The organism is Bordetella tumbae, assembly GCF_965139195.1.
GTDB lineage: Bacteria > Pseudomonadota > Gammaproteobacteria > Burkholderiales > Burkholderiaceae_B > Bordetella_A > Bordetella_A tumbae.
This window is the reverse complement of record NZ_CBCSJH010000051.1, coordinates 1-13,037: the sequence shown is the minus strand read 5'-3', so window position 1 is coordinate 13,037 and position 13,037 is coordinate 1. Positions and strand designations below refer to the sequence as shown.

14 protein-coding genes are annotated in these 13,037 nt (G+C 60.0%); 10 read left to right on the top strand and 4 right to left on the bottom strand.

The window, feature by feature from the left end:
- Positions 1 to 26 precede the first annotated feature (26 nt).
- Together ACNA0J_RS27485 and ACNA0J_RS27480 are read left to right on the top strand one after the other, a co-directional pair.
- Positions 27 to 830, top strand: coding sequence for an AraC family transcriptional regulator (locus tag ACNA0J_RS27485; protein ID WP_415822103.1), 804 nt, complete (start codon positions 27 to 29; stop codon positions 828 to 830).
- Positions 831 to 901: 71 nt separating this feature from the next.
- Positions 902 to 1,558, top strand: coding sequence for a LysE family translocator (locus ACNA0J_RS27480; protein ID WP_415822102.1), 657 nt, complete (start codon positions 902 to 904; stop codon positions 1,556 to 1,558).
- A 27-nt stretch (positions 1,559 to 1,585) separates the two neighbouring features.
- On the opposite strand, the gene ACNA0J_RS27475 is transcribed toward ACNA0J_RS27480, so the two are convergent.
- Both ACNA0J_RS27475 and ACNA0J_RS27470 read right to left on the bottom strand, forming a co-directional pair.
- Positions 1,586 to 2,008 (bottom strand): organic hydroperoxide resistance protein, encoded by a 423-nt coding sequence (locus ACNA0J_RS27475; protein WP_415822100.1) that lies wholly within the window; start codon positions 2,006 to 2,008, stop codon positions 1,586 to 1,588.
- A gap of 149 nt (positions 2,009 to 2,157) precedes the next feature.
- Positions 2,158 to 2,622 (bottom strand): MarR family winged helix-turn-helix transcriptional regulator, encoded by a 465-nt coding sequence (locus ACNA0J_RS27470; RefSeq protein WP_415822099.1) that lies wholly within the window; start codon positions 2,620 to 2,622, stop codon positions 2,158 to 2,160.
- A 185-nt stretch (positions 2,623 to 2,807) separates the two neighbouring features.
- Between ACNA0J_RS27470 and ACNA0J_RS27465 the strand changes: the two genes are divergently transcribed.
- From ACNA0J_RS27465 to ACNA0J_RS27445, 5 genes are all read left to right on the top strand, one after another.
- Positions 2,808 to 3,071: a hypothetical protein gene (locus ACNA0J_RS27465; protein WP_415822097.1), complete on the top strand. Its 264-nt coding sequence runs from the start codon at positions 2,808 to 2,810 to the stop codon at positions 3,069 to 3,071.
- A 56-nt stretch (positions 3,072 to 3,127) separates the two neighbouring features.
- On the top strand, positions 3,128 to 3,541 hold the full coding sequence (locus ACNA0J_RS27460) for a DUF2946 family protein (protein ID WP_415822095.1): 414 nt from the start codon (positions 3,128 to 3,130) through the stop codon (positions 3,539 to 3,541).
- Positions 3,542 to 3,597: 56 nt separating this feature from the next.
- Positions 3,598 to 5,733 (top strand): TonB-dependent receptor, encoded by a 2,136-nt coding sequence (locus tag ACNA0J_RS27455; protein WP_415822094.1) that lies wholly within the window; start codon positions 3,598 to 3,600, stop codon positions 5,731 to 5,733.
- Positions 5,734 to 5,790: 57 nt separating this feature from the next.
- Positions 5,791 to 7,149, top strand: coding sequence for a PepSY-associated TM helix domain-containing protein (locus ACNA0J_RS27450; protein ID WP_415822092.1), 1,359 nt, complete (start codon positions 5,791 to 5,793; stop codon positions 7,147 to 7,149).
- A gap of 356 nt (positions 7,150 to 7,505) precedes the next feature.
- Positions 7,506 to 8,615 carry a porin gene (locus ACNA0J_RS27445; protein WP_415822090.1) on the top strand — a complete coding sequence of 370 codons (1,110 nt, stop codon included), beginning with the start codon at positions 7,506 to 7,508 and terminating at the stop codon, positions 8,613 to 8,615.
- Positions 8,616 to 8,693: 78 nt separating this feature from the next.
- On the opposite strand, the gene ACNA0J_RS27440 is transcribed toward ACNA0J_RS27445, so the two are convergent.
- On the bottom strand, positions 8,694 to 9,386 hold the full coding sequence (locus ACNA0J_RS27440) for a GntR family transcriptional regulator (protein ID WP_415822089.1): 693 nt from the start codon (positions 9,384 to 9,386) through the stop codon (positions 8,694 to 8,696).
- Positions 9,387 to 9,466: 80 nt separating this feature from the next.
- Between ACNA0J_RS27440 and ACNA0J_RS27435 the strand changes: the two genes are divergently transcribed.
- Entirely contained in the window at positions 9,467 to 10,345 is an 879-nt protein-coding gene (locus ACNA0J_RS27435; protein WP_415822088.1) for a spermidine synthase, read from the top strand.
- Positions 10,346 to 10,371: 26 nt separating this feature from the next.
- On the opposite strand, the gene ACNA0J_RS27430 is transcribed toward ACNA0J_RS27435, so the two are convergent.
- Positions 10,372 to 11,334, bottom strand: a complete 963-nt coding sequence (locus tag ACNA0J_RS27430) for a Bug family tripartite tricarboxylate transporter substrate binding protein (RefSeq protein WP_415822086.1) — start codon at positions 11,332 to 11,334, stop codon at positions 10,372 to 10,374.
- 142 nt (positions 11,335 to 11,476) lie between these two features.
- Between ACNA0J_RS27430 and ACNA0J_RS27425 the strand changes: the two genes are divergently transcribed.
- Together ACNA0J_RS27425 and ACNA0J_RS27420 are read left to right on the top strand one after the other, a co-directional pair.
- Positions 11,477 to 12,430 (top strand): helix-turn-helix domain-containing protein, encoded by a 954-nt coding sequence (locus ACNA0J_RS27425; RefSeq protein ID WP_415822085.1) that lies wholly within the window; start codon positions 11,477 to 11,479, stop codon positions 12,428 to 12,430.
- 103 nt (positions 12,431 to 12,533) lie between these two features.
- Positions 12,534 to 13,037 (top strand): 4Fe-4S dicluster domain-containing protein (locus ACNA0J_RS27420; protein WP_415822084.1); only part of this gene is annotated, 504 nt, incomplete at its 3' end.

The following is a 13,037-nucleotide window of genomic DNA, read 5'->3' as shown; positions in this document are numbered from 1 at the left end:
TCGGCCCAGCGTCCTACCGACTCTTTATGCCCCACCCCCAATTTTGGCGCGACGCGCGACTGCCCTACGTGGAAAGCCGGCGCGCTGTTCACAGCCGCGCATGCTATGCGACGCACACGCACGACACCGTGTCGATCGGCGCCGTTGACCGCGGCTATAGCACCTTTATTTGTGGCGATGCCTCCTATCGGCTCGCTGCCGGCAGTCTGGTCATGGTGCCGTCGCATTGCGCGCACGCCTGCAACCCCGATCCCGACGCAGCATGGAGCTATCAGATGCTGCACCTGGACTCTCAATGGGTTCGCGCCTTAATGGCTGAGAACGACGGGGACGCCGAACTGCCTGACCACGCAGCTATCAGTCACGCGCTGCCGGCCTATCAGCGATTCTGTGAACTCAACGACCTGTTGTTCTCGGACGCGACGCACGCCGACAAGGAGTCTGCACTCATCTTGTATGTAGGGAGCCGTTCATGGCTAGGCCTGCCGCTAGCAGCCTCGCCTCCCCCACTGCTGCCGCATCGGTTCCAACACATCATGGCCCTGCTGAACGAATCCCGCAGCCATGACATCTCCCTCGCCACGCTGGCCGACATGGCCGGCATGAGCCGTTACCAGTTCATCCGCGCGTTCCGCGCAGCGACAGGCATGACGCCTCACGCGTATCAACTGGACCTGCGCATCCTGCAAGCCCGCCAGTTGCTGCGTCGCGGCCAGAGCCTGAGCCGCATCGCGCAGGACCTGGGTTTTGCAGACCAAAGCCATTTCCAGAGAGCGTTCAAACAGCGCGTCGCCGCGACGCCCGGCATCTATCAACGCTCGGGCGACTGAACCCCCGCAATTTTCTTCAATACGCCATTCGTCTGCCGCTGCAGAATTGCCTCGTTCTGACAAGAGGCAATATGGCAAACGCTTGGCAACTCTTCGCCGTGGTCGCAGGCGCGCATTTCCTGGCGCTGCTCAGCCCCGGTCCTGATTTCTTTTTGATTATCCGCAGCGCACTGCTGCATGGCTGGCGTCCCACCGCTACCGTCTGCCTGGGCATTGCAGTGGCGAACGGCATCTTCATCATGCTGGCGATCGGCGGATTTGCGGCATTGAATCCCTCCGGTACGCTTTTCCAGTTGCTGCAAGCAGCAGGCTGCCTCTATCTCGCGTATCTGGGGGCTGCGCTGATCCGTCATGCCCGCACAGGCACGGCGCCGCTACACGGTTCGGCTATCACTGGCACGGCTGTGCCGCCCTCTTGGCACCGGCGCTTCGCCATGGGTTTCGGCTCGGGCATTTTGAACCCTAAAAATGCACTGTTCTATGCCAGCCTGTTCTCGCTATTGGCCGGCGAACATACACCGCCTACCCAGCAATGGGCATACGGGCTGTGGATGTTTGCGATCGTATTGGCGTGGGATTTACTGGTCTGCGCGGGCATAGGTCACCCGGCCATCGTGGCCGCCATGACTCGCTATAACGCGCTGATCGAGCGCATCACCGGCGTCATACTGCTGCTGATTGCCGCGGGCGGATTATGGTTGCTGGCCGGCGCCCTTCTGACAAAGTAGCGCCGGCCATCGACAACATTGACCGCCTTACACGATCGTCAGCGTGACATCGATATTGCCGCGAGTGGCGTTCGAGTACGGGCATACGATGTGTGCGCGCTGCACCAGATCTTCGGCCTGCTCGCGTGCCAGGCCCGGCAACGAGATTTTCAGCTCGACTTCGATACCGAAGCCGGTGGGCAGAGGCCCGATACCAACGGCGCCCTCGATGGATACATCCGCCGGAATCGACAGCTTGTCGCGATTCGCGACGAACTTCATCGCACCGAGAAAGCATGCGGAGTAGCCCGCCGCAAACAATTGCTCAGGGTTCGTGCCGCCGCCAGGGCCGCCCATTTCGCGCGGGACCGCCAGTTTGACGTCCAGGATATTGTCCGACGAGACAGCACGGCCATCACGGCCGCCGGTAGCTTTGGCATGGGCACGGTATACGACTTTTTCGAGAGACATGACAGGTTCCTTTAGTTAACAGGGATAAAACGACAGGCGATTTACTCAACATACGGCTCGCCAGAACCGAATACAAATAGCAAGCAAATTAATCGTGCACTACATATATGGCAGATTGATGGCACACGGCATGGGCACATCCGGCCCGATCACGCATGCGTCATCAAACGCCCCCGCAACTGCTCCAACTGCACTTTCAATGCAGCCAACTCATCCGGCGCGCATTCCGTCGCGCACAACACCTCGACGGGGACTTGCGCCGCCTTTTGTTTCAGCACACGCCCGGCAGATGTGAGCGCCACGATGACCTGGCGCTCGTCCTGCTCGGCGCGTGTACGGGTCAACCATCCCGCAGCCTCCATACGCTTGAGCAACGGCGTCAAGGTCGCAGAATCCAAAAACAGCCGGCGGCCGATGTCCGTCAACGTCAACTGATCCTGTTCCCACAGCACCATCATCACCAGGTATTGCGGATACGTCAGATCCAGCGTGCGCAGGAGCTTACGATACACCTTGTTCATCGCCAGCACCGTCGAATGCAGGGCAAAACACAGTTGCTCATCCAGCAACAGTGATGGCGCATCGGCAGCAGAGGGTCGGGATGAAGTCGTCATGGATCAAATAATACATAGTGCACGATTTAATCGCAAGTTATTTTTATGTGACCGGTTATGCGGCGTCGACAGTTGGCCGCCATCCGTAGAATAGAGAGATTGTCCGCTGCCCACACACACCCGAACTCACGCTGGGCAGCAGAGGCAGCGCAATTTTCATCAATCCATTCACCTAAAGGCTTTCCATGGAAACAGAACTAGATGGCCGCTTGCTCGCAATGCGGCAGACCGTCGCATTGGCCCTGGCGCTATCCACCCGCAGCAATCCGCAAGCTATCGAACTGGCGCTGGATATCTTGGCCGACTTGCGCGCCAACGTTGACGGCGCTCCCGCGGACAGTCCCTTTGACCTGCCCGCCTGGACTGCTGGAGCGCAAGACGAACTGGACCAGATCGCGCATCTCGTGCGTGCATTTACGCAACTGCCTGACGCTGAGCCCAGCGAATAAAACCGCCTCAATGCATGCCGCACTCGGCTAGGTACGTAGTTTAGAATTACAACACCATGCATTCCGCAAACCGTGCTTTCACATCGATACGCTATCGCGCTGCCATCTGGCTGGCGCTGTGCGTATTTGCGCTGAAAGCACTGGTCCCCCAGGGCTTTATGCCCGGGACTGATCCGAGCGCCACACTGATTCAATTGTGCTCGGCCGCGGGTCCGATATGGATCGAAGGCCCGTCCAAGGCCGGACACGATCATCACTCGCGCCAAGACGCTCAACACGCTGAACAATCGGCCGTCTGTCCCACTGGCGCGGCCTTGGCTGCCTTGCCGCTGCTGCCTTCTCTGCCAGGGCTGGTACCTACCGGCACCGTTACGCTGCAAGTCGTCGCACGCGCTCCGCCGCCTCTGGTCGATACCTCACCTCAGAGCGCACCACTCGGTGCGCGCGCCCCGCCTGTCTTACTCGGTTAGTGCTTGATTCCCCGTCGCGCATCGCGACGGCCCTGCCCTTTCTACCGAGAATTTCCATGCCATCCCTTTCCGTCAGGACATCCGTCCTGCCTCGGCGCACGGTCGTTTCCGCGACCGTGGCGCTGCTATTGGCCAGCCCTGGCGCCCGAGCCGAGACTGCAACACTGCCCGCCATTTCCGTATCCAGCGACGCTTTTCCCATCACGCTGAATGAGATCAGCGCAACCGGATCATCGCTGTCGCTAACGCCCTTTGAGACCCCAGCCAGCCTGGAAATCATCACCAATGAACAACTGCGCGCGCGCGGCGACGTGACGGTGATGGATGCCATCACACAAGCGGCCGGCATCAGCGCGTTTCGACATCCCGGCAACGGCGGCTCGTCACTCTCTGCACGCGGCTTTACCGACTCGAATTCAGTCGCCATCCTATACGACGGACTGCGTCAATATGGTGGCCTGGGCCAGACCTTTGTCTACGATCCCTGGTCAGTCGAGCGCATCGAGGTCCTGCGCGGCCCCGCTTCGGTCCTGTATGGCGAGGGCGCCATCGGCGGCGTGGTCAACATCATTCCCAAGAAACCCTCCCGCGGCCCGATCGAAAATGAAATCCAGACCACGATAGGCACCCACGATACCCAGCGCCTGGCGTTCGGTAGCGGCGGTGCGATCGACGACCGATGGTCGTATCGGTTGGATGTCAGCGGCAACCACAACAACGCCGACATGAGCCTGGGGGACTCGAAAAACGCCGCCGTCACCGCGGCACTGCGGCTCGACGTGTCGCCCGAACTGAACTTCACGCTGACCCAAGCCTACGCCTGGCAAGAGCCGACCCGCTATTTCGGTACGCCCTTGATTGACGGCGAAATCGATTATTCCCTGCGCCATCAAAACTACAACGTCGATGACAGCAAGATCATCTATCGCGACCAGCGCACCGAACTGCAGACCGAATGGATGCCCAACGCACAAACGACCGTCCGTGGCCGCGTCTACTACATCGGCAGCGACCGCGACTATCGCAATGCAGAGAACTACACCTGGCAACCCGACAACGGCCTGATCGAACGCAGCGCCTACACAGCGATTCAGCACGATCAGTCGCAAATCGGCGCGCGAGCCGATGCCGCCTTTCGCGGACAGCTATTGGGTTTGCAGAATCAAGTCTCGGTGGGTGCCGAGGTCAATCGCAGCAAACTCACCCATACCAACAACTCGCCGTATGGCGGCACGTCCCTGGTTGATCCCTACGATGTCGATCACGGCGAATTCATTAACGAGGCAGGCACCTCGCCGCGCTATCGCAACACGGCAACCCAGTATGCCCTCTTTGCCGAAGACCGTCTGATGCTCACCGAGCGATGGTCAGTATTGGGCGGTGTGCGCTACGACCATATTGATCTGCAACGCGAAGATCTCGTCACCGGCACCACCGCCTATCGCACGACCTTTACCAATGTGGGCTGGCGAGTCGGATCGGTCTACGACATATTGCCTACGCTGGCGATATACGGGCAATACGCCGAGGCGGCCGACCCGGTCGGCGGCCTGTTGCTCTTGTCGCCAGCCAACAAGGACTTCGAACTCTCGACCGGCCGCCAGGTCGAGATCGGGCTCAAGCAGACATTCTGGGACGACAAGGGCCAATGGACGTTGGCGGCCTATCACATCCGCAAAAATCATCTCGTCACGCGCGACCCCAACGACCCTGCACTGCGCGTGCAAGTCGGTAGCCAATCCAGCCGCGGGCTGGAGCTCACCGTAGGCGTGGAAATTGCGCGCGACTGGCGCGTCGATTTCAACGGGGCAATTCTGGATGCACGCTACGACGACTATGTAGATAGCGCCAACGGCACCGCCGTCTCTCGACGAGGCAATGTCCCGCCCGACGTGCCCGAGCGATTGGCCAATCTGTGGGTCAGCTGGAATTTCGCGCCACGATGGACCGCTAGCGCGGGGCTGCGCTACGTGGGCAAACGCTACGCCGACAGCGCCAACGAGCTCGAGATGGCGGCCTACACCACGACGAACCTCGCCCTGCAATGGGAGCCCCGCCGCGACCTGAGCCTGGCCCTGCGCGCCTACAACGTATTCGATAAACAGTACGCCGAGACGGCCTACTACAACCAGACGCAATGGTTGTTGGGTGCAGGACGACGCGTCGAATTGTCCGCGAACTATCGATTCTGATCGATCCCTGAATCCTGGCCAGATGCTTGCGTCTGGCCCCAAACTAGTCGCCTCATCATGAACACTCAAGCAAACACTCCGGATTCCGATGCGATCCGTCATGTCGATGTCTATCGGGCCGTCTGGCGCTGGCACTTTTATGCCGGCCTGCTGGTCATCCCGTTCCTGATTGTGCTGTCGGTCACCGGCGCGTTGTACCTGTTTCATAACGAGATCGAAAACACCTGGTACCGTGATCTGAAATCGGTACCCGCGCAAAGCACCCCGGCATTGGCGCCATCCGCACTGACACAGGCCGCCTTACAGGCCCACCCAGGCACGCTGGCCAAATACCTGCCGCCCGAGACGCCCGAGGCGGCAGCACAAGTCGTCATCAAGCCTGCAGCCGGCGCGAGCCTCAGCGTTTATGTCAATCCGTATGACGCCCACGTTCTGGGAGCGATCCCCGAACGCGGCACCTTGATGTGGACCATACGCCGGTTGCACAGCCTGGATTTCTTTGGTCCCATTGCCAATGGCGCCATTGAAATCGCGGCCGGCTGGAGCATCCTGCTGGTCCTCACGGGGATCTATCTGTGGTGGCCGCGCGGCCGCAAACAAGGCGTCATCAGCGTACGCAGCACGCCATCCAAACGTGTCTTCTGGCGCGACACGCATGCCGTCACCGGAGTGATCGTCGGCTTTTTCATTCTGTTCCTGGCCACCACCGGCATGCCGTGGTCCATTGTGTGGGGCGCCAAAGTCAATCAATGGGCCAATGGCAACAACTTTGGCTATCCGGCAGGCGTACGCGTGGCGGTCCCCATGTCGGATGAGCACCTCGCGCACATGGGACAAACCACATGGTCACTGGAGCAAGCCCGCGTGCCCGCATCCACGCCCGCTCACACCATGGGCGAGCCCATCGGTCTGGATGCTGCCGTCAATATTTTCAATCGGCTGGGCCTGGCACCTGGCTACGCCATCAACGTGCCGCAAAATCCCACGGGCGTCTACACCGCCTCGGTCTACCCCAACGACCTGGCGCGCCAGCGGGTCGTGCATCTGGATCAATACAGCGGCCAACCGCTATTGGACATGAGCTACGGCGACTATGGGCCGTTGGGCAAAACGCTGGAATGGGGAGTCAATGTACATATGGGCCAGGAATTCGGCCTGGCCAATCAATTGATCCTGCTGGCCGCCTGTCTCGCTATTGTTCTGTTGTGTGTGGCGGGCGCGACCATGTGGTGGAAACGGCGCCCAACCGGCAGCCTGGGAGTGCCTCCTATGCCGGCGGCGCGCCGTGCACTGCGTGGCGTCATGGTGTTGATGGTGATCGGCGGAATCATCTTTCCGCTGGTGGGCGCCTCGCTGCTGGTCATGCTGGCGCTGGACTTGCTGCTGCAGCAACGAAGCAGAGACACCGCCCGCTGACGACCGAGAGTACCTGCCGCGCTACGCGTTGACTCGGCAATTCAAGCTGAATATGCACGCACGGCACCAACAGACTGCCGGTCTAAATGGCATTTCGATGCAGAAAAACAACAGCAATGCGCAAGCAACTCTTGCTGCACGGCTGGCCGGCGCGCTGCTATAGAAGAGCTAAAAAGACCACTCGAGCCCGCACGCCAAATCGTGAGAAATAACTACTTTTAGCCGCAAAATCCTGCAGTTTTCGAGTTTGGCGGCAATCGATGCTTTACCATGAAGCCCTCAGGGATAATGCGCAGGCCTTGAAACAAGACCTGCGCCGTTATCTCTGATTGTTCAATTCAACGGAGATTTTCTTTATGAAAAAGACGCTACTCGCCGCTGCACTGCTGGCTGGTTTCGCAGGCGCCGCTCAGGCTGAGACGTCGGTCACTCTCTATGGTGTCATCGACACCGGCATCGGCTACAACAAGATCAAAGGCGATGGTTACAGTGGCAGTCGCGTAGGCATGATCAACGGCATTCAAGCCGGTTCGCGCTGGGGTTTGCGTGGGACCGAAGACTTGGGCGATGGTCTGCGCGCCGTATTCCAACTGGAAAGCGGCTTTGATTCCAGCAATGGCAACAGCGCTCAGAACGGCCGCCTGTTCGGCCGCCAAGCCACCATCGGTTTGGCCAACGACAGCTGGGGTACCCTGGAGTTCGGTCGTCAGACCAACGTGTCCTCCAAATACCTGGCAGACATCGACCCGTTCTACACCAGCTATACCCAAGCCAACCTGGGCCTGGGCTTCAGCGCCGCAAACACCACCCGTTGGGACAACATGGTGATGTACCGCACGCCGTCGTTCAGCGGTTTTGAATTCGGTGTGGGCTACTCGTTCAATGTGGACGACACCAACAGCAACGAAACCGGTTTCCGTACGGCAGACAATACCCGCGGCATCACCGCCGGTCTGCGTTATCTGAATGGTCCGCTGAACGTTGCCCTGACCTACGACCAACTGAACGCCAGCAACAGCGCCTCGAACATCGATAGCGACGCAACGCCCCGTCAATACGCGGTCGGTGTTTCCTACGACTTCGAAGTCCTGAAGCTTGCCGCCGCCTACGGCCGCACCACCGACGGCTGGTTCACCGGCCAGGACCTGGACTCGGGCACGCCTTTCAGCAACGAATTCGGCTCTAACCGCTTTGTCGATGGCTTCAAGGCCAATTCGTACATGGTTGGCGCGACGGTACCCATCGGCGGTGCCAGCAACGTGTTCGGTTCGTGGCAACGTGTCGATCCGTCCAACGACCGCCTGACCGGTGGAGACTCCACCATGAACGTCTGGAGCCTGGGCTACACCTACGATCTGTCCAAGCGTACCAACCTGTACGCCTACGGCTCGTATGGCAAAGACTATGCCTTCATCGATGGTCTGAAGAGCACGGCTGTCGGCGTCGGTCTGCGTCACCGCTTCTAAAGCAAAACCGGCAACAGGCTTGTGCCGCGTGTTGCCGGCATCGGCGGGCTGAATCCCCAGTCCGCCGATTCAAATCCGTCAATTCGATCCTGGCTCGCGACGAGTCAAATGCCGATTCGCTGCCAAGTACGCGTCACGCGACGGCGCCAGATGGCCACGGCATACCCGAATCAAATCGTCCCGATGCCCCCCTTCCAGGGCGGCAATCATGGCCCAGTGTTCCAGACGCGCACGTTCCCGATACGAGGCGTCCACCAGCGAACTGAAGCGAATCGCATGCGTCTGGCGGGCATATTCCTGAATCGCGCGCTGCAGCACGCTGTTATTGCAGAAACCAAACAAGGTTTCGTGAAACCGCAAATTCGTGTGAAACACCGCACGCGGGTCCTCATCGGCCACCGCCTGATCGTGTTCGCGTTGAATAGCCTTTAACCGGTCCAGAGCCTCAGCAGGCAGCGGACACGGCAAAATGCGCGCCGCCTCGGCCTCCAGCAGTTCACGCATTTGATACAGCTCGACCACTTCCTGCACGGCGAATGCCCTGACCTCGCAGCCGATGTTCTTGCGCCGCTCGACCAGCCCGCGCCGCGCCAACTCGGCCAGCACCTCCCGGGCGGCATGCCGCTTGAGGGCGAATCGACGCATTAATTCGTCTTCGATCAGGCGCTCACGCGGATGCAGGCTGCCCAGCACAATGTCTTCTTCGAGCTCGCGCACGGCGGCGGAAATACCGGAACTCTCGATAGAGGCGTCAGGCAGCGAATCAGACATGGGATCAGAAAGTGAATACGGCACGGCAAAAGTATAAACGCGAGATATGATGGCCCCAAACTCACCGACCATGGTCTCTCATGCCCCACACTCGCCCGTGCCTGATTTTCCCGCTTGCCATCGGCGGCATGGCACTGCTGCTCGCGCTATCGCTACAGGCCGAGCCCCGGCTGTTGCATAGCGAGCCCTCGCCCTTTGGCAAGGTGCTGGTATTCGAAGACAACGGCGAACGATGCCTGAACTTCAACTCCATGACCGATATGGGACGACAGACCTGCATGGATCTGCAGGAACCGGATGACCTGGTGTTTTCCTATACGCGCATGATGATCAGCGCCCTGTTCGTCAATCCGGCACCGCAGCGCATCCTCATCGTCGGCCTGGGCGGCGCCACGCTGCAGAAAACGCTGGCCGCCCTCCTGCCCGACGCGACCATCGATACAGTGGAAATCGATCCCGCCGTCGCGCGCGTCGCCGAGGGCTACTTTGATTACCGGCCCGGCCCGAGGCAACGGCTATTTGTAGAGGATGGGCGGGCCTATATCGAAAATGCACATCGCACGGGACAACAGTACGACATGGTCATGCTGGACGCCTTTGATGTGGACTACGTCCCCGAACATCTGATGACGGTCGAGTTTCTGGAGCACGTCAAAGGCATTCTGGCCAAGGACGGTATTGTGGTCGCCAACACATTCACCAACAGCAATCTTTACGAACGCGAATCGGCGACCTATGCCCACGTATTCGGACCGTTCTTTAACCTGCGGCAAGGCAATCGTGTCATCGTCGCTACGCGTGACACGCTGCCCAGCATGGATGCCATTCAGTCCAATGCCAAGGCGTGGAAAAACAAACTCGAACCTCTCTCTGTCGACGTCGAGCAGGAAACAGACAGGTACGCTCAACGCCAGGAAAAAGGATCAGCGGACATCCTGAGAGATCCCAAACCGCAGTAAACAAGCGGTCGCAGTGCGTACACCTGTCAAGGCTGCACGAGATTCGCGTCCTTGGCAGCTTTTTTATACACAGGAATTTCGCGGGCCATCACCTGAGCCAGTTCCTTCGCGGTACTGCCTACCGGCTCAATGCCGAGTTCCAGCAACCTGCTGGATACTTCCGGTTCGCGCAGCGCCGCAGATACCGTGGTTTGCAGCGATTGGACAATAGCGTCCGGGGTTCCCGCCGGCGCATACAACGACGACCAGAACGACATTGCAAAACCCGGCGCGCCCAACTCTGCCACAGTGGGCACATCGGGCAAGGATGAAAACCGCTTGGAACCCGTCACGGCAATCGCACGCAATTGCCCCCCACGGATCTGCGGCAAAATCGCTGCCGTATCGACCAAAGCAAAATCGATTTCGTTGGCCAGCAACGCCGCGACCACGGACGAGTTGCCCTTATAGTTCACTATCTCGGTACGGATGCCGGTATGGTTTGCAAAAAGCCCGGTAGCCAGCTGAAAAGAGGTCGCCCCCGCACCAGCAAACAGGCCCTTTTCGCTGCCTTTGGCCTGCGCCACCAGATCGGATAGCGTACGGACCTGGCTGCTGGCTTTCACCGACAAGATCATCGGAATATCTCCGACCAGCGAAATCGGCTTGAAATCCGCCACCGGATCGTAATCCAGCTTTTGATAGATGGCCGGGTTCACCGTCATGCTGCTGCTCGGCCCTACCAGCAACGTATAGCCATCGGGCTCGGCGCGCTTGACCGCGGTGACGGCAATGGCACCGCTGGCGCCCGGACGATTTTCCACGATAAAGGGCTGCCCCAGGCGGCGCTGCAGCTGTTCGGCCATCAACCGGGCCAGGATATCGTTACCCCCGCCCGGGGCAAAGCCCACAATCATCCGTACCGGCCGCGCAGGATAGCTCTCGGCAGCCATCGCAGTACAGGTACACAACGCAAACAGCGTGACCCAGTAATAAAAGAATCGTTTCATGCCACGCTCCAAGGAGTGAATGCGGTGAGACTTTATCGGGGATTGCACTGATGGCCGATTATGCGCCGCTTGGCTACATTGAATGCGACCTAACGTGCCAGTCGATACCACTGGCAGCGACACCGAGCACTGTAGAGCCGACATGGCACCCCAATGGCACCGCTGGAGCACCCTCGATCATCAGCCTCATGCCCTGACGTTTTGGCATGACGCTGTCTGTGCCGGGGTGCTTGATTCTGAATTCACGGCCGAACCGAGCACCGATTTCAACGGCACCATGTTCAGCCAAACCCGCTCGGGCGCGCGGCTGGTGACGTTCGAGAGCTCGCCGCACGTCATCCGGCGCTCACAGCGGCACGTCAACCGCCATAACGGCGATCACCTCATGCTGGGCCTGCAGCTGCAAGGGCGGGCCATTCTGTCGCAGGGAGATCAGCAACAATGCCTGCAACAGGGCGAGTTCGGCCTGTTGGACACGAGTTCGGCATTCGACATTACCTTTCCTGATGTGACGGCGCGTCGCTTGGTGCTCTTGCCGCGCCATGCGCTGGGCGCGCGAGCGCCGGCTTTACGGAGGCTGCGGGCCCCACTGCGTTTGCCGGCCGATATGGCATTCTCCCCGATATTGGCGGAAACCATGCGCTTGCTGACCGACACGGCGATCAAGCTCGAAGACCGGACCGTCGATACCTTGCTGGGGACACTCATCGAGATCGTTGCGCTGCAGTGCGAATCCTCGGCAACCCCACGCGCACCCTCTACCGAGCTGTCGTTCATTACCGCACAACGCCATATCGAACGCGCCATCGCCGATCCGGAATTGACGCCCTCATCGGTCGCCGCCGCGTGCCGCATATCCGTACGTACCCTGCATCGTCTTTTCGCGCGGCATGCCGAACTGTCATTCGAGGCATATGTGATGCAAGCTCGCCTCACACTCGCCCACAACATCCTCAGCGCAGGCAAAACGCGCACGGTCAGCGAAGCCGCATTTTCCTGCGGCTTCAACAATCTCTCGCATTTCACGCGGCGTTTTTCCGAGCGCTATGGAATGCTGCCTGTCGACATGCTCAAACAGCATCAGCCGGGCCGGTGACACCCTGAGAGGTTTGTGGTGACACGCTGAGCACAGCCGGTAACGCGCTCAAGCGACAGAATGACCAGCATCCGGGCTTCGGCCTGCATGCATCTGTCGCACCATGACCAAGACCATCGCCATTCATCGCCAAGAGCAGGTTCGCTCTGCCACCGAAAGCTGCGTGCATTTTGGGTTCTGCACCGCAGTCTGTCCCACCTATGTGCTCGATGGCGAAGAGCTCGACTCCCCACGCGGGCGCATTGCGCTCGCCCGCGACATGCTGAGCAGCAACGCGCCGCCCAGTGCGACGGCGATACGGCACCTCGACCGCTGCCTGTCCTGTCTGTCGTGCGAGACAACGTGCGCAGCAGGCGTCTCGTATCGAGAGATCATCGATGGCGCGCGCCAGTACATTGAGCAGAGCCGCGTTCGGCCGCTGACACAACGGTTATTGCGCTGGCTGGTGGCACGCGTCTTGACGACACCAGCCTTGTTGCGCCCCGCGCTGAAGATCAGCCGGGCCTGCCAGGGCCTGAGCCGCCTGTTGCCCGCCTCGCTAGGCACCATGGTGCAATTGGCCGACGCCCCGGCCCTCAAAGCCTTCGCTCCCCGGAACATCCCGCCC